At 73.6% G+C, this 20,874-nt stretch carries 19 protein-coding genes; 14 read left to right on the top strand and 5 right to left on the bottom strand.

The genetic code is table 11. From position 1 onward, the window contains the following. Nucleotides 1–26: 26 nt before the first annotated feature. The 4 genes from ACFI33_RS01600 to ACFI33_RS01585 are packed head-to-tail and all read right to left on the bottom strand — an operon-like array spanning nucleotide 27 to nucleotide 6,185. Nucleotides 27–2,612 carry a glycosyltransferase gene (locus ACFI33_RS01600; RefSeq protein WP_462623683.1) on the bottom strand — a complete coding sequence of 862 codons (2,586 nt, stop codon included), beginning with the start codon at nucleotides 2,610–2,612 and terminating at the stop codon, nucleotides 27–29. Between the two features lie 20 nt (nucleotides 2,613–2,632). Then, on the bottom strand, nucleotides 2,633–4,468 hold the full coding sequence (locus tag ACFI33_RS01595) for a glycosyltransferase family protein (RefSeq protein ID WP_462623682.1): 1,836 nt from the start codon (nucleotides 4,466–4,468) through the stop codon (nucleotides 2,633–2,635). Then, nucleotides 4,426–5,301, bottom strand: coding sequence for an ABC transporter ATP-binding protein (locus ACFI33_RS01590; protein ID WP_087113702.1), 876 nt, complete (start codon nucleotides 5,299–5,301; stop codon nucleotides 4,426–4,428). The genes ACFI33_RS01595 and ACFI33_RS01590 overlap by 43 nt, the downstream gene beginning before the upstream one ends. Beyond that, the gene (locus ACFI33_RS01585) at nucleotides 5,298–6,185 is read right to left on the bottom strand and encodes an ABC transporter permease (protein WP_363736107.1); all 888 of its coding nucleotides are present in this window, start codon (nucleotides 6,183–6,185) and stop codon (nucleotides 5,298–5,300) included. The genes ACFI33_RS01590 and ACFI33_RS01585 overlap by 4 nt, the downstream gene beginning before the upstream one ends. Nucleotides 6,186–6,362: 177 nt before the next feature. On the opposite strand from ACFI33_RS01585, the gene wecB reads away from it, so the two are divergent. After that, nucleotides 6,363–7,517, top strand: coding sequence for a non-hydrolyzing UDP-N-acetylglucosamine 2-epimerase (gene wecB / locus ACFI33_RS01580; protein ID WP_363736105.1), 1,155 nt, complete (start codon nucleotides 6,363–6,365; stop codon nucleotides 7,515–7,517). Between the two features lie 68 nt (nucleotides 7,518–7,585). On the opposite strand, the gene ACFI33_RS01575 is transcribed toward wecB, so the two are convergent. Further along, nucleotides 7,586–8,890, bottom strand: coding sequence for an MFS transporter (locus tag ACFI33_RS01575; RefSeq protein WP_363736103.1), 1,305 nt, complete (start codon nucleotides 8,888–8,890; stop codon nucleotides 7,586–7,588). Nucleotides 8,891–9,120: 230 nt separating this feature from the next. Here ACFI33_RS01575 and ACFI33_RS01570 point away from each other — a divergent pair, with 230 nt between their 5' ends. The 13 genes from ACFI33_RS01570 (at nucleotide 9,121) to ACFI33_RS01510 (ending at nucleotide 20,847) form a co-directional block, all read left to right on the top strand. Beyond that, entirely contained in the window at nucleotides 9,121–10,926 is a 1,806-nt protein-coding gene (locus ACFI33_RS01570; protein WP_186313152.1) for an alginate lyase family protein, read from the top strand. Nucleotides 10,927–10,973: 47 nt separating this feature from the next. After that, the gene (ftsY, locus tag ACFI33_RS01565; protein WP_462623681.1) at nucleotides 10,974–12,182 is read left to right on the top strand and encodes a signal recognition particle-docking protein FtsY; all 1,209 of its coding nucleotides are present in this window, start codon (nucleotides 10,974–10,976) and stop codon (nucleotides 12,180–12,182) included. Nucleotides 12,183–12,376: 194 nt separating this feature from the next. Further along, entirely contained in the window at nucleotides 12,377–13,639 is a 1,263-nt protein-coding gene (locus ACFI33_RS01560) for an ammonium transporter (RefSeq protein WP_070708615.1), read from the top strand. 123 nt (nucleotides 13,640–13,762) lie between these two features. Then, nucleotides 13,763–15,349 (top strand): signal recognition particle protein, encoded by a 1,587-nt coding sequence (gene ffh / locus ACFI33_RS01555; RefSeq protein WP_020628323.1) that lies wholly within the window; start codon nucleotides 13,763–13,765, stop codon nucleotides 15,347–15,349. A 200-nt stretch (nucleotides 15,350–15,549) separates the two neighbouring features. Then, a complete protein-coding gene (rpsP, locus tag ACFI33_RS01550) occupies nucleotides 15,550–15,996 on the top strand; it encodes a 30S ribosomal protein S16 (protein WP_044659141.1) in 447 nt (148 codons plus the stop codon). 2 nt (nucleotides 15,997–15,998) lie between these two features. Beyond that, entirely contained in the window at nucleotides 15,999–16,238 is a 240-nt protein-coding gene (locus tag ACFI33_RS01545) for an RNA-binding protein (protein ID WP_029248213.1), read from the top strand. Nucleotides 16,239–16,342: 104 nt separating this feature from the next. Next, the gene (gene rimM / locus ACFI33_RS01540; RefSeq protein WP_462623680.1) at nucleotides 16,343–16,930 is read left to right on the top strand and encodes a ribosome maturation factor RimM; all 588 of its coding nucleotides are present in this window, start codon (nucleotides 16,343–16,345) and stop codon (nucleotides 16,928–16,930) included. A gap of 3 nt (nucleotides 16,931–16,933) precedes the next feature. Then, the gene (trmD, locus tag ACFI33_RS01535; protein WP_036312840.1) at nucleotides 16,934–17,680 is read left to right on the top strand and encodes a tRNA (guanosine(37)-N1)-methyltransferase TrmD; all 747 of its coding nucleotides are present in this window, start codon (nucleotides 16,934–16,936) and stop codon (nucleotides 17,678–17,680) included. Nucleotides 17,681–17,928: 248 nt separating this feature from the next. After that, nucleotides 17,929–18,282 (top strand): 50S ribosomal protein L19, encoded by a 354-nt coding sequence (gene rplS / locus ACFI33_RS01530; protein ID WP_002853821.1) that lies wholly within the window; start codon nucleotides 17,929–17,931, stop codon nucleotides 18,280–18,282. A gap of 36 nt (nucleotides 18,283–18,318) precedes the next feature. Beyond that, entirely contained in the window at nucleotides 18,319–19,062 is a 744-nt protein-coding gene (gene lepB, locus ACFI33_RS01525) for a signal peptidase I (protein WP_036312835.1), read from the top strand. Beyond that, complete coding sequence (gene lepB, locus ACFI33_RS01520) at nucleotides 19,059–19,658, top strand: signal peptidase I (protein ID WP_102708312.1); 600 nt, start codon at nucleotides 19,059–19,061, stop codon at nucleotides 19,656–19,658. Before lepB (ACFI33_RS01525) ends, lepB (ACFI33_RS01520) begins: the two co-directional genes overlap by 4 nt. Further along, nucleotides 19,655–20,407 carry a ribonuclease HII gene (locus tag ACFI33_RS01515; RefSeq protein WP_036312829.1) on the top strand — a complete coding sequence of 251 codons (753 nt, stop codon included), beginning with the start codon at nucleotides 19,655–19,657 and terminating at the stop codon, nucleotides 20,405–20,407. The genes lepB (ACFI33_RS01520) and ACFI33_RS01515 overlap by 4 nt, the downstream gene beginning before the upstream one ends. 116 nt (nucleotides 20,408–20,523) lie before the next feature. Then, entirely contained in the window at nucleotides 20,524–20,847 is a 324-nt protein-coding gene (locus ACFI33_RS01510) for a DUF2469 domain-containing protein (protein ID WP_002853817.1), read from the top strand. Nucleotides 20,848–20,874: the final 27 nt, after the last annotated feature.

Raw genomic sequence — 20,874 nt, 5'->3', positions numbered from 1 at the left:
GGGACCCAGGACGGGCCCGCCGCGGATCACACCGCGGCGGGCTCGTCCGTCGTCTCCGCGGGGCTGAGCAGGGCCTGCAGCCGCACCAGCACGGCTTCGGGCGCGTGCAGCCGCGCGTGGTACGCGCGGGCCCGCTCCCGGCGCTCCCGCGTGGCCGCCGGCGCCTCCTCCAGCAGGCCCAGCACCGTGGCGAGGAGCGTGGCGTCGTCGGCCTCGATCACCGGCGGGGCACACTCGTCCGGCGCGGCCGTCACCGACGGTCCGGCGACCACCGCGCTGCCCTCGGCCAGGGCCTGCAGGGCCGTGACCTCCAGTTCTCCCGTGTGCAGCGGGGCCACGACGACGTCGCCGTGGAACGCGTCGGGTCGACGACGGAACCGGGGACCCGACGGGGCCTCGACCGGGATCCCGCGTGTGGCGAGTTCCGCGACCAGCTCGTCCACGGCCGCCGACTCGGCCGAGGTGCGGTCCCCGGGCAGGATGAGCACGCTGCGGGGTACAGACGTGCCGTCATGACCGGGTCCCCGGTCTGTCGGCGTCGGGATCGGTGCGGGCAGCCAGAGCACGCCCGGCGTCAGCAGTGCCTCCACGCGCCGGTGGGAGAGCACGGGGACTCCGGCGGCCAGGGCGGCCTGGAACGGGCGGCCCTGACGGCGGATGCGGCGGTCCAGCGCCGCCCGGGCGTCCGGGTCCAGTCCGCCCCAGGGGTGGCCGGGGACGGCCGCCAGTCTCCGGTCGATGCCGGCGAGGATCCGCTCGCCGGCCACGAGGGCGACGTGGCGTCCACGAGCCCGGAGGGAGAGCAGTTCATGGACGGGGGACTGCTCGGCCCGGCCCCACAACGGCCCCTCGCCCCCGCTGAGGACCGTGCCGTGGGCACGGTCGTCCGTGACCCAGTCCTGCAGGACGCCCCAGACCGCCTCGGGGCCGCCCACGGCGAGGCCGCGTCCCTCGGGGACGTCCCGGGGCGGCCGCTGCGTCGCGGAGCCGGCGTCGGCCGGCCAGGCGTCCAGGAGGGGTCGGACCGTGGGCGGGTCGCCCACGACCAGGAGTCCGCGGGGCCGGGGATCACGGGCGGGGTCCGGGGCGATCTCCACCGGCTGCGGCGCGGCGGGCGTGGGCACGAGACGCCGCCAGAGGCCGTGCAGCGCCCGCTCGGCGGCCTCCCACCCGTGGCGGGCGGTGATCTCCGGGGAGCGCGCGGCCGCGGCCAGCTCGGTCCGTCGCGCCAGGAGGACGCGCACCGCCCGGGCGAAGTCCGCCGCGTCCCCGGGGGTGAACACGGTCCCCACCCCCTGCTCCCGGACGAACCGGGCCTGCTCGCGCAGGTCGGACACGACCAGCGGCAGACCCGCCAGCAGGCATTCACGCAGCTTGGTGGCGACGGCGCTCTCGTGGGCCGGGGTGGGGAGCAGAGGGCTCACGCCCGCAGTGGCGGAGGAGACGTACCACGTCACAGAGGCCGAGGGCACGTAGTCGACGAGGTGCATCCGGTCGGTGACGTCGAGCTGGGCCGCCCGGTCGCGCAGGGCCTGCCGGGCGGCGGGGTCGGGGGAGCCCACGAACGCGACGTGGACGCCGGGCAGCAGCGGCAGGGCGTCCACCAGCGTGCCCACGCCGCGGACCTCCGCCAGCTTGCCGACGTAGACGAGCAGCGGGACGTCGTCGGACAGGCCCAGCTCGGTGCGCAGGGGCAGGCGCTCGGCCGGGTCCATCGGGACCTGCGTGCCCCACGGGCCGTTGATCACCGTCACGGGGCGTTCCGGCAGGGCGTGGTACTCGCGCATCCGGTCCGCCAGTCCGTCCGTGACGGCGACGACGGCGTCGGCCTCGTGGATCAGCTCGGCCTCGGCCGCCTTCCACGCGATGCGCTGGTCCACGGGCCCGGGCATCATCTGGCCGGGCAGCCACTCGTGGGCGTCGTAGACCCACGGCATCGGCGGCAGGCCGCGCGCGGCGCGGTAGCGGTCGTAGGCGGCCGCAGCGGGCAGGGGATGGCGGTCGTGCACGTGGACGAGGTCGGGCGCGAGGTCGATCAGGGCACGCAGGAAGCCGTCCTCGTAGTCCGCGATCAGGGGCCAGACTTCGCGCCAGGCGCCGGTCCGCCCGGCGGTGAAGTTCTTCAGCGCGCGCCGTCCCCGCGTTGCGGCCGGGCCTCGGCGGCCCCGCGCCGGGGCGAGGCGGTCCAGGCGACGGGCGGCCCGGCCGAGTCGGCCACGGGCCCCGTCGGGCAGGGCGTGGGGCGACAGCCCGCGCACCACGGCCTGCGGCAGGCCCGCCCCGGCCTCGTGGGCGAGGTCCCAGGCGGTCATCGCCGCGGCTTCCTCGGGGTCCAGCACGGCGGACCAGTCCGTCGAGTCCGGCCGGGCGGTCCCGTGCAGGGTCTGCCAGGCCAGGTGCCGCCGGAACGTCACGGGCACGCGCAGGATGGGCACGGAGCCGTACCGGCCGAGGTTGAACGTGGTGCGGTGCGAGACACCGACGACGACGACCTCGTAGCCGGCGCGCACCGCAGAGACCGCGGCCTTCTCCACACGCGAGTCTCCGACGACCTGGTTCCCCACCAGCATCGCCATCCGGGGACGGCGGGGGGCGGGCGTGGCGACAGGCATGGGGCTCCTCCTCAGCGGGGTCAGGTGGCGGCGCCCCCCAGGATCCGACGGACCAGGGCAGGCACGACGTCCTCCTCAGCATAGGTGTGTGCCACGTCTCGCCGGGCCTGGGCGACGGCGGACCGCCAGGCCCGCGCGTCGGCAGTGGCCCGGCGAAGGGCGTCGGCCATGGTGGCCACGTCCGGGCTCAGCCACGCGGCGGGGTAGAGCAGGTCGGCGCCCGCCCACGCGAGTGCGGCCGGCAGGCAGCCGTGCGCGGCGCCGTCGGGCAGCGTGAAGTGGAACGACTCGAAGTCCGAGACGGAGAGCGCGACGCCCACCTGGGCGTACCACGCGGGCATGTCCGGCCCGTGGGGGTCCCAGGCCACGGCTCCGGCGAGCATCGGGTCGGTCTCGATGCGGCGCAGCTGCGCCCGGTAGTAGGCCGCCGCGGTGGGGCGCTGCGCCATCCAGCCGACCTCCTCCGGGTGGTAGCCGCGGATCCGGAGCGTGTGGCGGGGCTCGACCCGCCGGAGCGTGGCCAGCAGGTCGAGGGCGCGGTGCAGTCCCTTCCGCTCGGGCAGCACGCCGACCAGCCCGAGCACGAAGCGCCGGTCGTCGTCGCCGTCCGGGAGCGTGGGCGGCACGGCCACCGCGTTCGGCACCACCGAGGTCCGCGCGGCCGGGAAGCGGGTGTCCCGCAGCACCTGGGCGCGCACGTGCTCGGCCACGAACACCCACTCGTCCAGGGCGTCCTGACGCACCCGGGACGGGAACGCCGTGCCCGCCTCCTGCAGGTGGAGCCTGCTGGTCAACCGCGTGGTGCGGTGCGGGGAGTCCAGGTGCCGGGAGTACCAGGCGAGATTGCCGAGGCTCCATTCGCAGTGCACCACGTCCGCCCACGCGGCCAGGGCGCGGCTGCGCTCGACGTCGTGGCGGGCATGGCCGCGCCAGGCGTCCACGCGCACCTCGTGCCCGTCGGCGCGCAGCCGGTCCATCAGCGCGCCCGCGAACTTCAGGTCGTGGCCCGCGACGACGACGCGGCGCGGCTCCGCGGTCACCCGCACCCGGGGCGTGGAGGCGGCGGGTGGGCCGGCGGCCTCGGCGGGCGTGAGCGAGTCCAGGCGCGCCGCCCGGCCGGCGGCGGCCAGGCGCTCCCACGTCTCGCCTGCCCGGTCCGGGCCGATCACGGCGCGGCCCGCGCGTGCGGCCACGCTGGCGAGCGCGGGGTCCAGCCGGGTCCCCTCCGGGGCGAGGACAGCGTCGACAAGCCCCAGTGCGGCGAGGGCCCGCGCCCGTCCGGCCGCCGTCGCCGGGTCCGGGCACGCGACGACGACCACCCCGGGGAGGCGGGCCCCGGCGGTGCGCAGGGCGGCGATCAGGGCCCCGCGGGAGGCAGGGTCAGTCACCAGCACCGTGTGCAGGCCGGGCGTGCCGGGGGGCGTCTCCAGGTCCGCGCAGCGCCGGGCGGCCAGCTCGGCGGCCGCCTCGACCGACCACCCGCCTGCCGCCGGCCCGGCCACCGGCAGGAGCAGGACGGCCGGCGCATCGGCCGGCCGGGGCCCGAGGGGGGAGAACGCGTCGACGGAGGGGACGCGCACACCCGTCAGGGCGCGGCGCAGCGCCGCCGCCGCCGGGAGCGGGAGCGCGGCCGCCGCGTCCGGCACGTGCACGTCCGCCGCACGCCAGGTGCGCTCCGGGAGGGTGGCCGCGCCCCGGGCGCCGCGCGCCGCACGGAGGGCCGAGGCGCCGGCGTCGCCGGCCGTGGCGGCCGCGCGCTCGCCCACGATGCGGGCCCGACCCGCCCAGCGACGCACCCGCGCCCCGGCCATGTTCACAGCGCGGTGATCCCGGTGGGCCGCTCGCCACCGGTCCACGCGATGCGCTCCCGCACGAGCTCCGACCGCTTGCGCTCGAGGATCTCCTGGGCCTCCTCGGTCCGCCCCTGGGCCATGGCCCGGGCGTAGAGGTTGTAGCCGCGCGTCACCGCGCGAGGGCTGCCGTCCATCGTCAGGACGCCCCGCTCGATCCAGATCACGCGCTGGCACATCTCCTGGATGGTGCTGAGGGAGTGGCTGACCAGGAACACGCAGCCGGCCTGCTCGCGCAGCTCGTCGAGCCGCTGACGCGTGCGCTCCCGGAACTGGGCGTCGCCCGTGTTGAGCGCCTCGTCGATCACGAGGATGTCCGGGTCCACCGAGGTGGCGATCGCGAACTGCAGGCGCGCGGCCATGCCCGAGGAGTACGCCTTGAGCGGCAGCTGGAGCGCGTGGTCGTCGAGGCCCGACAGGGCGACGACGGCGTCTCGCTTGGCCTCCGCCTCCGCGCGGGACATCCCCATCGCCAGGCAGCCCAGCCGGATGTTGTCCTCGCCGGAGACCTGGCGGACGAGTGCGGCGTTGACGCCCAGCATCACGGGCGTGGAGGTCGCGTAGATGTGGCCGGTGGTCGGGCGCATCTGGCCGGTGATGAGCTTCATCAGGGTGGACTTGCCGGACCCGTTGGTGCCGATCACGCCCACGGACTCGCCGCGTCCCACCACGAACGACAGCGGCTGCAGCGCCTGGACCTCCGTGGTGCGCACGCCCCGGGCGGCGCGGACCCGGCCCCGCAGGCCCCGGTGGGGCTGGACCGCTTCGGCCGAGAGGACGCGGTAGGTCATGGACGCCTCGTCGACGACGACGGAGGGAGTCAGGGGCTCCGCGCTCATCGTTCCTCCCCGTAGGTCTCCTCGGCGCGCCAGAACACCACGGTCCCCACCACGAGCAGGACCGCCGTCCACGCCGCGAGGACGATCCACCGCATCGGGTCGGCGTCGGAGGCGTACAGCAGGGACTGACGCGCGATGTCCAGGACGCAGAACAGCGGGTTCAGATGCATGGCGGTCATCAACGGCGGGAAGTCCGCGAAGCGGTCGGCGCTGAAGAACACGGCGGAGACGTAGAGCCAGATCCGGGTGCCGAACGCGATGAGGTTGGACAGGTCGGACCAGCGGGCCACGTAGCGGGCCAGCAGGAGGGAGGCGCCGACGTTGAACAGCGTCTGCAGCGCCAGCAGCGGGATCAGCAGCAGCCAGCGCCACGTGATCTGCTCCATCGGCGGGATGGCCAGGACCAGCACCAGCATCACCACCAGCGTCGGGCCGAAGAGCATCAGCTCGCGGATGTTCGTCGCGATCGGCAGGGTGGCCCGCGGGAAGCGGAAGGCGCGGACGATGGAGAGGTTGGTCGAGATCGAACGCGACCCCGCCGTGATCGCGCTCGAGGTGTAGCGGAACAGGAACACGCCGATGATCAGGTAGCCGAGGAAGTTCGGCACTCCGCGGCCGGTGCCCAGCAGCAGCCCGAACACGAGGAAGTACGCCGCGCCGTCGAGGATCGGGTTGAGGACCATCCAGACGCGGCCGAGCGCGTTGACGGAGTTCGCCCCGGCGATCCGGGAGCGGGAGTCGAACAGGATGAACGAGCGGTACTCCCAGAGGGAGGCCAGGTAGCGCGCCAGGCCCGGGCGGGCGCCCACTCGGCGCAGGGTGGCTCCGTCCACGGTGAGGACCGCGGTGCCGCTCGGGACGCGGGGATCGCCGGTGTCTGCCATGCCGTCGCGGCCTCTCTTCATGCAGGCGGGAAGGCGGGCCGGGGCGGCCCGCCGCGAGTCGCCACTCTAGCAACCGGCGGTGCCGCGGCGCCGTCAGTAGACTGGCGACAGCTCGCGCCCGCGTCGAGCCTGATCGGGCCGCGGCCGCGGTCGGTCGTCCAGTCAAGAGGAGCAACTGTGCCCAAGGTCATGCCCATCTACGGAACCCGCCCGGAGGCGATCAAGGTGGCCCCCATCGTCAAGGCGCTGCAGGCCGACGAGCGGTTCGAGTGCGTGGTGACCGTCACGGGGCAGCACCGCGAGATGCTGGACCAGGTCAACGAGCTGTTCGGCATCGTCCCGGACCACGACCTGAACATCATCCAGCCCCGGCAGACCCTCAACGGCGTGTTCGCCCGCACCCTGGACGGGCTCGACGCCGTCCTGGAGCAGGAGCGGCCGGACGCCGTCGTGGTCCAGGGCGACACCACGACCTCGACGGCGGGCGCCGTCGCCGCCTTCAACCGCGGCATCCCCGTGGTCCACGCCGAGGCGGGCCTGCGCAGCTTCGACATCCTCTCCCCGTTCCCGGAGGAGGCCAACCGCAAGATCACCAGCCAGATCTCGGCGCTGCACCTGCCCCCGACCACCGTGAGCCGGGACAACCTGCTGCGTGAGGCCGTGGCCGCGGAGGACGTCTACGTCACGGGCAACACCGTGATCGACGCACTGCTGGAGGCCGTCGGCCACCAGGTGCCGTTCGAGGACGAGCGTCTGGCCGAGCTGGAGGCGTCCGGCCGTCGCGTCGTCCTGGTGACGACCCACCGGCGCGAGAACCAGGGCGACGCGATGCGCGGCGTCGGGCGCGCCCTGGCCCGCCTGGCCGCGGACCACCCCGACGTCACCTTCGTCCTGCCGGCGCACCGCAACCCGGTGGTGCGCGAGGCGATCCTGCCGGAGATCGAGGGCCGCGAGAACGTGCTCGTGACCGAGCCCCTCGCCTACGGCGAGTTCACCCACCTGCTGTCTGTGGCCACCGTCGTGCTGACGGACTCCGGCGGCGTCCAGGAGGAGGCCCCGTCGCTGGGCAAGCCCGTCCTCGTGATGCGCGAGAACACCGAGCGTCCCGAGGCCGTGACCGCCGGCACCGTGCGTCTGATCGGCACGGACGAGGAGGTCGTGGTCACCGAGGTCACCCGCCTGCTGACGGACGAGGCCGCGTACAGCGCGATGTCCCAGGCGGTGAACCCCTACGGCGACGGCCGCGCGGCCGAGCGCACGGTCTCGGCGATCGCCGAGCTGCTCGGCGTGGGCGAGCGCATGCCGGAGTTCGCCCCGGACGACCGCGGCTGACCCGCCACGCGCACGAGGCCGTCCTCCCCGTCGGGGAGGGCGGCCTCGAGCGTTCCGGGAGGGGCGGCTCAGCCGTCCTCGCGGTGCGGCGGGCGCGCGTCCTCGGGCTCGATCTTCGGAAGGGCGCCGGTGCGCGGCCCGCCCGGCACCACGGGCAGGTTGGTCTCGGGCGCCCGCCACCACGCGATCGCGCCCAGGAGGATCACGGCACCGGTGACCACGAACGCCCAGCCGTAGCCGGCGACGTCGACCACCAGGCCGGCCGCCAGCGGGCCGACGATCGCTCCCAGGTCCGCGGACATCTGAGCCGAGGACATGACCGAGCCGGAGCGCCGGTCCTGGCCCACGACGTCGGCGATCGCCGCCTGCTGCGGGGCGTTCAGGATGCCCGTGCCCGCGCCGGAGACCAAGCAGGCGATCAGGAACAGCGACGGAGTGCCGACCCAGCCGATGGCGCCCGTGGTCACGGCCATCACGAGCAGACCCGTGAGGATCAGGGGCTTGCGTCCGTGCACGTCGGAGAGCCGGGAGCTGAACGACACGGCCACCACGTTGCCCAGCGCGAACACGGACAGGGCCAGGCCCGCCATCATCGCCCCGTCCACCTGCCAGCCGAGCAGGCCCGTGCCGGCGAACGCGGTGGCCGCGAACAGGGGCATCACCGAGTTGCGCACCCCGAATGTCGCCCAGCCGTTGGCGAAGAAGGAGACCAGCGCGGCCCGGTAGGACGGGTTGGCCAGGGCCTCCCGGATCGGCATGGCGGGGCGGACGTCGCGGACGGCGCGGTCCGCGAGCCGGGTGTCCTTGAGCAGGAAGAACACGAGGGCCGCCGCCACCACCAGGGAGCTGCCGTAGATGAGGAACGGGGCCCGGTACCCGAATACGGCCAGGGCGGAGCCCACGATCGGCCCCACGATGTTGCCGATCAGAAAGGCGGACGCGTAGGCGCCCGAGATCCTGCCGCGCATCGTGGGCGGGGACTTCCGGGCCAGGAACGCCATCGCGGACACGGTGAAGAGGGTGGAGCCGATGCCGCCGAGCGCCCGGAAGAGGAGCAGCTGCGGAAAGGTCTGCGCGAAGGCGATCAGGAACATGGACGCGGCCACGATCAGCACGCCCGTCATGTACACGGGCGTCTCGCCGAGCCGGTTCGTCAGCTTGCCGGAGACCGGGGCGAACAGGAGGCGGGTCAGCCCGAACGCGGACACGACGGCGGCCACCCCGACGGCGGACGCGTCGAACGTCGCCGCGTACTGCGGCAGCAGCGGGGCGATGATGCCGAAGCCGATCGCGATGATGAACGCGGCGGCGACGAGGACCTTGATCTCACGGGGCAGGGGGACCCGCGAGGAGCGGGCGGACGACGACGGCATGACCGCCATCTTCGCACGGCGCCGGGTGTGCGACCCGGGGCGACGTCCGCCACGCCTCGTGGGACACTGGTGAGATGGACCACCGGTCTTCCTCCGGCCGTCGTCGCCGGATGTTCCGCGTCTGCGCCGGCCTGCTGGCCGCTGCCGTCGGGTTGGCGGGCTGTGCACCTCAACCTGCCGCGGCGCCCGGCGACGAGTCCGGGGATCCTCCCCAGACAGCTGGCCACCCCATGACCGCCGTCGAGCGCGCAAGCCTCTCTCCGTGTCGAGCCTATGGGCAGCTCCAGAGATTCAACACGGTGGAGACCAATGCGCGGGACGTCTACGGGTGGCGCCAGTTCGATCCCGTCGCGGTGGGTGACGGATCGGGTGACATCGACTGGGATGTAGATCCTTACCAGGACGAAGGCTGGCGTCTGTGGCTGTCTTCCCTCAAGTGGATCGGGCCCAGCATCGAAGCCGGCCGGGAAGGCGACGAGGAGGCCCTCGGTGTCGCTGAGCGGGTCATACGCGATTGGCGGGCTGACCACGAGGGCGGATGGGGCGGCGACCATGATGATGCGGAGGCCAACCATCATCGCATGGGGGTCCTCCTCTGCTTCCGTGAAGTGGTCGCCGACCGCGCAGCACGTTCTGCTGAACTTGCCAAGGACGGCAGTCTGCCGGAGGAGTATGCCTGGCTGGATGATCTGATCGGCCAGCACGCAGCGCAGAACATGGCGCGCTACTCGAAGCGGCACAATCACGGGTCGATGGAGAATCTGGCTCTTCTGGGCGCCGGGTGCGTTCTGGGCCGACCGGACTGGATGGAGCACGCCATGGAGCGCGCCGAAGGAGATATCCCCTTCCAGGTGGACGACCAGGGCCTCAGTAACGAAGCGGCACCGCATTACGCGCAATTCAACTATGTGCTCTTCCAAGCCATTGATGAGACGGCAGCCCGATGCGGGGTCGAATCCGGCGCCTTCGAGGATGGGGTGGAAAGAATGGGTCAAGCCCTTCCTCATATGGTTGATTCGACGGGCTCCTACTGGCAATACGGGGACAGTGCAGAGTTCCCTGTCAAGCCATTCGACGGCATGAGCGATGAGCTGCGCTACGCGGCCACCGACGGCGCGGAGGGCGTCGCGTCTGCCGACCGTGTCCGGGCTTTCGACTCCGGCCCCGTATTCGGCCGGTCATCCTGGGGAACTCCCGGCGACGGCTTCGCGGACGCCGCCGCATGGATGCTGCGCACGGGCACGGGGCGGGAGACGAAGTCCCACCGCGGTGATCTGATGCAGTTCCTGTACACGGCGCGCGGTCGCCAGATCGTCGAAGACGGGGGGCATCCCGGCATCGTCGAGGACAGCTGGCGACCGTGGGGTCTGGGACCGACTGCGCACAACGTGATCCACATTCCGACGCTCGACGAGTACCCGGGCGCGGGTCCTGCCGAGCGGGGTGATGTGTGGGTGTCGTCGGATGGCTCTGCCGACGGTGCGACGGCGCGCCAGAATCTGGACGTCGGCGGGGAGCGGGCCCGTTCTGTTCTCGTGCTCACCGACCCGGACGCCGCCGTCATCGTGGATCGCACTCGCATACTCGACGGCCGGACGGACCATGTGGTGGAGACGCTCTGGAATCTTCCGGCGGAGTTCTCGGCGGAGAGGGTCTCCGAGGACACCGTCCGGGCGGTGGACGCAGGCTCCGGCGAATCGACGACCCTGGTGCAGGTGCGCCTGGACGGTGAGCCGGTGCCGCGTGGCGCTGTGCACCTGCGACGGGGCGAGACCGACGTCGAGGGCGGCCACGCCCACCACGGATGGCACTACCCCGCAGAGCAGGAACGGGAGGAGGCGACGCAGGTCGCGTTCCGTTCGACCGGAGCCGAGTCCGCGATCGTGAGTGTGCTCGTCCCGGCCGCCGCGGGTGACGCCGTGCGGGTGGACAGTGAGAGCGCCCCCGACGGCTCCGTCATCCTCACGGTCCGGAGCGAGGATGGGCACGCCCGAGTCTTGGTGCAGCAGGACGGCACCCTCTCCCGCCTGACGTGAGCGGTGCGACCCGGGGCGGGCGACGGCCCGTGTGACAGACTGGGCCCGTGGAAATCGTGCTCATAGTCTCAGTCGTGGCCGCCCTGCTGCTGGGCGGCGTGCTCGTCGGCCTGCTGGACCGGCGCCCCGCCCCGCCGAAGGGGTCGTACCAGGAAGTGCGGGACGCGGACGACCCGCGCCCGAGCCCGCGGCACGCGGCCCCGTCGGGCTCCACCGCCGTCCTGGAACGCCCCGAGGTCGACGAGGCGCCGCCCGTCGTCGCCGAGCCGGAGCCCGCCGTCGTCGAGGAGGCGGAGACCGCCCCGGCGAAGCCCGAGTACGAGCGGCCCGAGGCCGCCGGCTCGCGCCTGGCCCGCCTGCGGGCCCGCCTGCTCAAGTCCAACAACGTCTTCGGCAAGGGCCTGCTGGCGCTGCTGTCCCAGGACCGCATCGACGACGACGTGTGGGACGAGATCGAGGAGACGCTGTTGATGGCGGACCTCGGCACCGAGCCCACCCTGGAGCTCGTCGACCGCCTCAAGGCCCGCGTCACGGTCGAGGGCACGCGTGACGCCGAGCAGGTGCGCACCCTGCTGCGCGAGGAGCTCGTGGCGATGGTGGACCCCTCGATGGACCGCCGTCTCGCCGCGACCCGCAAGGGCGACCGCCCCGCCGTGACCATGGTCGTGGGCGTCAACGGCGTCGGCAAGACCACCACCGTGGGCAAGCTCGCCCGTGTGCTCGTGGCGGAGGACCGCACCGTCGTGCTCGGCGCCGCCGACACCTTCCGCGCCGCCGCCGCCGAGCAGCTCGCCACGTGGGGCGCCCGCGTGGGCGTCGAGACCGTCCGCTCCGAGAAGGAGGGCGCCGACCCGGCGTCCGTCGCCTTCGAGGCCGTGGAGCTCGGCATCGCCGAGGGCGTCGACGTCGTGCTCGTGGACACCGCGGGCCGCCTGCAGAACAAGGCCAACCTCATGGACGAGCTCGGCAAGATCAAGCGCGTCATCGAGAAGCAGGCCGAGGTGGACGAGGTCCTGCTCGTGCTCGACGCCACCACGGGCCAGAACGGCCTGACCCAGGCGAAGGTGTTCGCCGAGGTCGTGGACGTCACCGGCATCGTGCTGACCAAGCTGGACGGCACCGCCAAGGGCGGCATCGTGATCGCCATCCAGCGCCAGCTCGGCGTGCCCGTCAAGCTGATCGGCCTCGGCGAGGGCCCCGATGACCTCGCACCGTTCACCGCCGAGGGCTTCGTGGACGCACTGCTGACCGACTGACGTCCCGCACCCGGTCCAGGGCCCCTCCCGACGACGTCGGGAGGGGCCCTGTTCAGTCACGGAGACGTCATCGACGTGTGGCGTGGCCCACTCCTCCGGTATCGTCCCTCCATCGGCCCCGATCGGGGCCGGGCAGCGACGCCGCGGGACGGGCGTTCGCCCCCGGCTCGCGGCCCGGACCGAAGGAGACCCCCATGGAGGAGTCGAACGTCCTGGACGCAGGGACAGTGTGGATGGTGACGAGCGCGGCGATGGTCCTGCTCATGACACCCGGACTGGCCATCTTCTACGGCGGCATGACCCGCGCGAAGTCCTCGCTCAACATGATCATGATGTCCTTCGTCTCGATGGGCCTCGTCGGAGTCGTCTGGGTCCTGTGGGTCCACGGGATGACCGGCGGCGACGGGTGGGCCGGGGTGGTGGGGAACCCCGCCGGTGACCTCGGGCTGACCGGCACGATGGCCGAGGGCGGGCTCGTCGCCGCGGCCTACGGCGCCACCTTCGCGATCATCGCGGTCGCCCTCATCTCCGGCGCGGTGGCCGACCGGTTCAAGTTCGTCACGTGGTGCGTCTTCGTGCCCGTCTGGACCACCGTCGTCTACGCCCCGCTGGCCTACATGGTGTGGGGCGGCGGGCTCCTCTCCGAGGACGGCGCCATCGGCGCCCGCCTGGGGGAGGCCCTCGACTTCGCCGGTGGCCTCGTGGTGCACATCAGCGCCGGCGTGGCCGCCCTCGTGCTCGCGCTGCTGCTGGGCAAGCGCCACGGCTTCGGCGTGGACCCCGGCCACCGGCCGCACAACGTCCCGTTCACCATGCTCGGCGCGGCCCTGCTCTGGTTCGGCTGGTTCGGGTTCAACGGGGGCGCGGCGGGCGGCGTCGACGAGCTCGGACTGATCTGGGTGGACACCCTCGCCGCCGGCGCCGCCGGCATGCTCGGCTGGGTGTTCGTGGAGTGGCTGCGCCGCGGCCGGCCGACCTCGATCGGCACCGCGTCCGGGATCGTCTCGGGCCTGGTCGCCATCACGCCCGCGTGCGCCTATGTGAGCCCCCTGGGGGCCGTGGTGATCGGCCTGGTCTCCGGTGCGGCCAGCGCGCTCGCGGTCAACCTCAAGTACCGCCTCGGCTTCGACGATTCGCTCGACGTCGTCGGCGTGCACCTCACCTCCGGCATCCTGGGCACCGTGCTGATCGGCTTCTTCGCCCTGCCGGGCGAGGGCAGGGCGGGCCTGTTCTACGGCGGAGACGCCGGTCTCCTGGTGGCCCAGACGGTGGCCGTGCTCGTCGCCGTGGTCTTCACCGCCGTGGTGACCACCGCCATCGCCCTGGTCCTGCGCGGGACCATGGGCCTGCGGGTGAGCAAGGAGGACGAGGAGCGGGGCGTCGATCTGACCCTGCACGACGAGTCGGCCTACGACGTCGGCTTCGGCGGGGTGCCCGTCCCCGCCGAGGCGCGGTGAGCCGCGGCGGACGGGTGAGGCCGGTCGGTTGCTAGGCTTGGCGGGCGCCGCCGTGGATGCCGCGGCGCCCGCGACCGACCGCGTCCGGATCAGTCGACCCCGCTTCGAAGGATCACACCCGCCGTGTTCAACTCCCTGTCCGACCGCCTCACAGCCACCTTCCGCAGCCTCAAGGGCAAGGGGCGGCTGAGCGAGGCGGACATCGACGCCACCGCACGCGAGATCCGCCGCGCCCTCCTGGACGCCGACGTCGCCGTGCCCGTGGTCCGCCAGTTCATCGCGCAGATCAAGGAGCGCGCCCTCGGAGCCGAGGTGGCCCAGGCCCTGAACCCGGGCCAGCAGGTCGTGAAGATCGTCAACGAGGAGCTCGTGGGCATCCTCGGCGGCGAGACCCGGCGCATCCAGCACGCCAAGACGGGCACCACCGTCATCATGCTCGTGGGCCTGCAGGGCGCCGGCAAGACGACCCTCGCCGGCAAGCTCGCCCACCTGCTCAAGTCCCAGGGCCACACCCCGCTGCTCGTGGCCTGCGACCTCCAGCGCCCGAACGCCGTGAAGCAGCTGCAGGTCGGCGGCGAGCGCGCCGGCGTCCCGGTCTACGCGCCGCACCCCGGCGTCTCCTCCGAGTTCGAGGCCGCCACGGGCGACCCGGTGCAGGTGGCCCGCGACGGCGTCGCCGAGGCCAACACGAAGTACCACGACGTGGTCATCATCGACACCGCCGGCCGCCTCGGCGTGGACGCCGAGCTCATGCAGCAGGCCGCGGACATCCGCGCCGCCGTGGACCCGGACGAGGTGCTCTTCGTCATCGACGCGATGATCGGCCAGGACGCCGTGGCCACGGCCCAGGCGTTCAACGAGGGCGTCGGCTTCACCGGCGTCGTGCTCACCAAGCTCGACGGCGACGCGCGCGGCGGCGCCGCGCTGTCCGTCCGCCACGTGACCGGCAAGCCGATCATGTTCGCCTCCACGGGCGAGGGCCTGAAGGACTTCGAGGTCTTCCACCCGGACCGCATGGCCTCGCGCATCCTCGACATGGGCGACGTGCTCTCCCTGATCGAGCAGGCCGAGCAGAACTGGGACCGCAGCGAGGCCGAGAAGATGGCCCGCAAGTTCGCGGACCAGGAGGACTTCACCCTCGACGACTTCCTCGCCCAGATGCAGCAGCTCAAGAAGATGGGCTCGCTGAAGAAGATGCTCATGATGATGCCGGGTGCCCAGGGCATGCGGCAGCAGCTCGAGCAGTTCGACGAGTCGTCGATCGGCCGCGTCGAGGCGATCATCCACTCGATGACCCCGCACGAGCGCGTGGCCCCCAAGATCATCAACGGTTCGCGCCGTGCCCGCATCGCCCGCGGTTCGGGCGTGAGCGTGTCCGAGGTCAACGGCCTGCTCGAGCGCTTCGCCGAGGCGCAGAAGATGATGAAGCGCATGGCCGCCGGCGGTGGCATCCCGGGCATGCCCGGGATGCCGGGCGGCGCCTCCCGCAAGACGAAGGGCAAGGGCAAGAACGCGAAGCGCGATCGCGTGAAGTCCGGCAACCCGGCCAAGGCCGCGGCCGAGCGCAAGGCGATCGAGGAGCGGCGCGCCCGCGCCGCCCAGGCGCAGGCCGGGGCGGTGTTCGGCCGCGACGGCGCGGGCATGGAGGGCTTCGACCCGTCCACCCTCAACCTGCCGGCGGGCTTCGAGAAGTACCTCAAGGACCGCTGAGCCGCCCGCTGCTCGGTCGCGGCGCGCCGGGTGTGCACCGGCCCGCCCGATCTGGCAGAATGGCACGGTACTGAGCGTGAGCCCGGACGACCCTCTATCCTCCGCTGCGCTCCGTTCCGTGTGCCAGGTCGTCGACGCCCGCTGCCCCCACGCGGCGTCGTGCCCCGGCCCCCCAGATCCACTGAAGGAGAACCACACTCGTGGCTGTCAAGATTCGTCTGAAGCGGTTCGGCAAGATCCGCGCCCCGTTCTACCGCGTCGTCGTCATGGACTCGCGCACCCGCCGCGATGGCCGTGCCATCGAGGAGATCGGCAAGTACCACCCCACCGAGGAGCCCTCGTTCATCGAGATCGACTCGGAGCGCGCCCAGTACTGGCTCTCCGTCGGCGCCCAGCCGACCGAGCAGGTCGCCGCGCTGCTGAAGGTCACCGGTGACTGGCAGAAGTTCAAGGGCGAGTCGGGCGCCGAGGGCACCCTGAAGTCCAAGTCCGAGAAGGAGGCCTTCGTGGCCCCCGAGAAGGGCTCGGTCATCCTGCCGGAGGAGCCGAAGCAGGAGGAGGCCCCGGCCGAGTCCGAGCAGGCCGACGAGGCCCCGGCCGAGGAGGCCGCTGAGGCGCCGGCCGAGGACGCCGAGAAGTCCGAGTGACCATGCTGACCGAGGCCCTCGAGCACCTGGTGCGCGGCATCGTGGATACGCCCGAGGCGGTCCGCGTGGACGCCCGCTCCCAGCGGCGCGGCGACATGCTGGAGGTCCGCGTGGCCCCCGAGGACCTGGGTCGCGTGATCGGCCGCCAGGGTCGCACCGCCACCGCGCTGCGCACCGTGCTGGACGGCCTGGCCGGCCACCCCGTCCGCGTGGACGTGGTGGAGACCGACCGCCGCTCCTGACGGCCCGTGACGCACGGCCCGCCCGCCCCTCACCGGGTCGGCGGGCCGTCGTCGTCTGCGGCCCCGCCCCCTCCCGTCACCGACCGTCCCACCCAGGAGAGCTCATGAGTCCCGCAGCCCAGGACGATCTCGTCCGCGTCGCCCGCATCGGCAAGCCGCACGGCATCCGCGGTGAGGTGACCGTGCAGGTCTTCACCGACGACCCGGACGCCCGCTTCGCCCCCGGCGAGCGCCTCGTGGTGCGCGACGGCGCCCCGGGCCTGCCGGCGGAGCTCACCGTCACCCGGGCCCGGTGGAACAAGCAGATCCTCGTGGTCGGCTTCGCCGAGTCGCTGGACCGCAACGTCGCCGAGACCCTGCGCGGCGCCCAGCTGTTCGCCGTTCCCGCCGCGCCCGAGGAGTCCGACGAGTGGTACGAGGAGGACCTCGTGGACCTCGAGGTGCGGGTCGGCGGCGAGCGGGTCGGCGTCGTCACGGCCCTGACCACCGGGGCGGTCCAGGATCTGCTGCACGTCGCGTTGGACGGCGTCGAGGGGGAGGCCCTGGTGCCCTTCGTCGAGGAGATCGTCCCGGAGATCGACCCCGAGGCCGGCGTGCTCGTGCTGACCCCGCCGCCGGGGCTGTTCGAGCTCGCCACCGGCGAGGACGACGACGCCGCAGACGGGCCCGCCGATGCGGATGCGGAGGACTGAGCGGTGCGCTTCGACGTCGTCACGATCTTCCCCGAGTACCTCGCGGTGCTCGACGTCTCGCTGCTGGGCCGTGCCCGCCGCGAGGGCCTCGTGGACGTGCACGTCCACGACCTGCGCGACTTCACCGTCGACCGGCACCGCACCGTGGACGACACGCCCTACGGCGGCGGCGCCGGCATGGTGATGAAACCGGAGCCGTGGGCGCTCGCGCTCGAGCACGTGGCGGCCCAGGGGCCCGTGTCACCGGCCCCCGCCGAGTCGTCGTCGGCGGAGCCGGGGGACCGCCCCGTGCTGCTCGTGCCGACGCCCTCGGGGGAGCGCTTCACCCAGCGGTTCGCCCGGGAACTGGCGGGCCGGGAGCACGTGGCGATCGCGTGCGGCCGCTACGAGGGGATCGACGAGCGCGTCTTCGGCTGGGCCGAGGAGCTCTTCGAGGTGCGGCTGGTCTCGCTGGGCGACTACGTGCTCAACGGCGGCGAGGTCGCGGCGCTGGCGATGATCGAGGCCGTCGGCCGCCTCGTGCCGGGCGTCGTGGGCAACCCGGCCTCGCTCGTCGAGGAGTCCCACGAGGACGGCCTGCTGGAGTACCCGGTCTACACCAAGCCCGCGGACTGGCGGGGCCGTGCGGTGCCGCCCGTGCTGCTCTCGGGCGACCACGGCAAGGTCGCGGCCTGGCGTCGGGCCCAGCAGGAGGAGCGCACGCGCGAGCGGCGACCGGACCTGTGGGCGGCGTACGACTCCGAGGACTGACCCGCCGCGCCCGACGGGCCGGAGGGGCGTCGCGACGTCGTCGGCTGTGGCATAATGGGTCCTCGTGTCCGCCGGACGCCCGACCTGCCACAGGGGGCGCGCGTCAACGGATCGGACCCCGGGACCGCACCCCACGTGCGGAGCCCGGCCCTCGGCTCGGGACCCGGCCCCCTCGTCATGCGGACGTGGACGGGCCGTGCGCCCGCATACCACGCGGTTGACCTGTGGCATCCGCCAGGAGAGACGACATGCACATTCTCGACTCGTTCGACAAGAAGACGCTGCGCGACGACATCCCGGAGTTCGCCCCCGGCGACACCGTCAAGGTGCACGTGAACATCATCGAGGGCAAGACCGCCCGCGTCCAGGTGTTCCAGGGCTACGTCATGGGCCGTCAGGGCTACGGCGTGCGCGAGACCTTCCGCGTCCGCAAGGTGTCCTTCGGCATCGGCGTGGAGCGCGTGTTCCCGGTGCACTCCCCGGTCATCGACAAGATCGAGGTCGTCACCAAGGGCGACGTGCGCCGCGCGAAGCTGTACTACATGCGCGACCGCCACGGCAAGGCCGCCCGCATCCGCGAGAAGCGCGCCGACGCCAAGTGATCATCCCGGTCGGCCCCGCCGACCGGTGATCGACCCATGCGCACCTCGGAGCCCCGTGACCCCCGCCGGTCACGGGGCTCCGTCGCGTCCGGGGCCGGCTCCTCCTCGGGCCCGACGGCGGCCCCCGCCTCCGGCACGAGCCGCTGGTGGGCGTGGCTCGGCCTGACCGTGGTGGCCGCCGTCGTGGTGGCCGCGGTGCTGCGAGCCCTCACCGGCCCCGTCTACCTCATCCCCTCCGGGTCGATGGAGCCGACCCTGCAGCCCGGCGACCGCGTGCGGGTGGACGCCGCCGCGGCCGGCGGGCAGGGCCTGCACCACGGCGACGTGGTGGTGTTCGACGGCGCCGGCAGCCTGGCGCCGTACCGTTCGGCCGGATCGCTCGAGCGCGGCCTCGAGGACGTCGCCCGGTGGTGGGGCGTCGGCGCGGCCGAGGACGTCTTCGTCAAGCGCGTGCTGGCCCTGCCGGGGGACCGCCTCGAGTGCTGCGCCCCGGACGGCCGGCTGCTGCGCAACGGCGAGCCGCTGGACGAGCCGTATCTCGGCAGGCCCGTGACCGCAGACGAGCCGGCCGCGGCGGGGACCTGGTCCTTCGAGGTGCCCGACGGGCGCATGGTCGTCCTGGGCGACCACCGCGCCGCCTCCCGGGACTCCCGCGCACTGCTGGGCGCCCCCGGCGGCGGGCTGATCCCGCTCGAGCGGGTCGAGGGCCGGGCCGCGGAGATCGTGTGGCCCCTGTCCCGCCGCGGGACCATGGACGCCCCCTCCGGGGACACGCCGTGACGGGGCGCCGCACCGCGCTGATCGCGGCCGCCGTGACCGTACTCGCCTGCGTGCTGGCGTGGGCCTTCCTGGCGCGCATGTACGCCATCCCGTCCTCGTCCATGGAGCCCGGGCTGCGGGCCGGCGACCGCGTGGTCGCCACGCTGCTCACCCCGGATCCGTTCCCGGTGCGCCGCGGTGACGTGGTGGTGTTCGAAGACACGAAGGGCTGGCTGCCCGGGGGCGGCCACGTGATCAAGCGGGCCGTCGGGCTGCCGGGGGACATCGTCTCCTGGACACCCGGCGAGGAGACGCTGCGCGTGAACGGGGTGCCCGTGGAGGAGCCGTACCTCGCGCCGGGGGAGACGCCCGCGCAGGAGGCGTTCGAGGTGACCGTGCCTGCGGGGCGACTGTGGGTGCTCGGTGACCATCGCTCGGCGTCGGCGGACTCCCGCGCGCACCGCGCCGGGCCCGGGGGCGGGTTCGTGGCCCTCGACGACGTGGTGGGCCGCGCCCGGTTCGTGGTCTGGCCGCTGGACCGGATCGGCGGCGCCGGCACCGACCCCGACGCGTTCGCCGCCGTGCCGGACGCGCCCGCGCCGGAGGCTCGCACGTGACCGCCCGCCGGGGCGGTGGCCGGCCGACGGTGCGCGCCGGCCTGGACGTCGAGGCGGGGCTGGCCGCGCCGGCCCTCGCCGCGCGGGGAGCGGACCGGGTGCTGGTGGCGGGCATGGACGAGGTGGGCCGGGGCGCGCTGGCCGGGCCCGTCGTCGTCGGGGTGTGCGCCGCGTGGCTGCCCGCCGCGGGGCAGATCCCTCCGGTGCGCGACTCCAAGGCGCTCACGGACCGACGCCGGCGCGCCCTGGTCCCGCAGATCGAGGACTGGGCGGCCGGGGTGGCGCTGGGCGAGGCCGGCCCCGCGGAGATCGACGCGCTGGGGATCTCGGCGGCCCTCGGCCTCGCCGGGCGACGGGCGTGGGCGGCGCTGTGCGCCGCGGTGGGGCAGGAGCCGGTCGCCCTCGTGCTCGACGGCCGGGACGACTGGCTGAGCCGCTCCGATCCCGACGCCGGCCCCGCGCCCGCGCCGCGCCCGCTGCCGCCCGAGCCCACGATGCTGGTGCGGGCCGAGGACCGGTGCGCGACGGTGGCGGCCGCGTCGATCGCCGCGAAGGTGGCCCGCGACGACGTCATGATCGCCCTCGACGCGGCGCACCCGGGGTACGGATGGGCCGGGAACAAGGGGTACGGCTCAGCCGCGCACCGGGCCGCCCTGGCCGAGCGCGGGGCGAGCGAGCAGCACCGGCGCAGCTGGAACCTCGGGCTGCCGGGCGCGCCCGCGCAGGCGCCGCCCACGCTGTTCGACTGAGCCCCCGGGGCCGGGCGAGGCCGCCCGTTCGACGTGCGACCCCCGGACGGGGGAGGATGGAGGCCGTGCGTGCCCGGACTGTCGCGGGTGCGCGGCGAACACTGAGGAGGCATGTCATGAGCGCAGACGACGTCGAGGACTTCGAGGCCGAGGCCGAGCTGCTGCTCTACCGCGAATACCGGGACGTGGTGGGCCTGTTCCGCTACGTCGTGGAGACCGAGCGGCGCTTCTACCTCGCCAACGACGTGCGGCTGACGCCCCGCCAGGCGGACGGGGACGTGTTCTTCGAGATCCTGCTCGAGGACGCCTGGGTGTGGGACGTGTACCGCACGCAGCGGTTCATCAAGCGCGTGAAGGTGCTGACCTTCAAGGACGTGAACATCGAGGAGCTGCCCACCGAGGACCTGACGGTCCCGCCGGACGGCCAGCTGCCGAGCTGACCCACCCCTGAGCGGTCCAGAGGACGG

This window comes from Micrococcus sp. PSi08 (genome assembly GCF_054960655.1).
The sequence above is the reverse complement of the archived record's forward strand: the minus strand, read 5'-3'. Positions and strand labels throughout refer to the sequence as shown.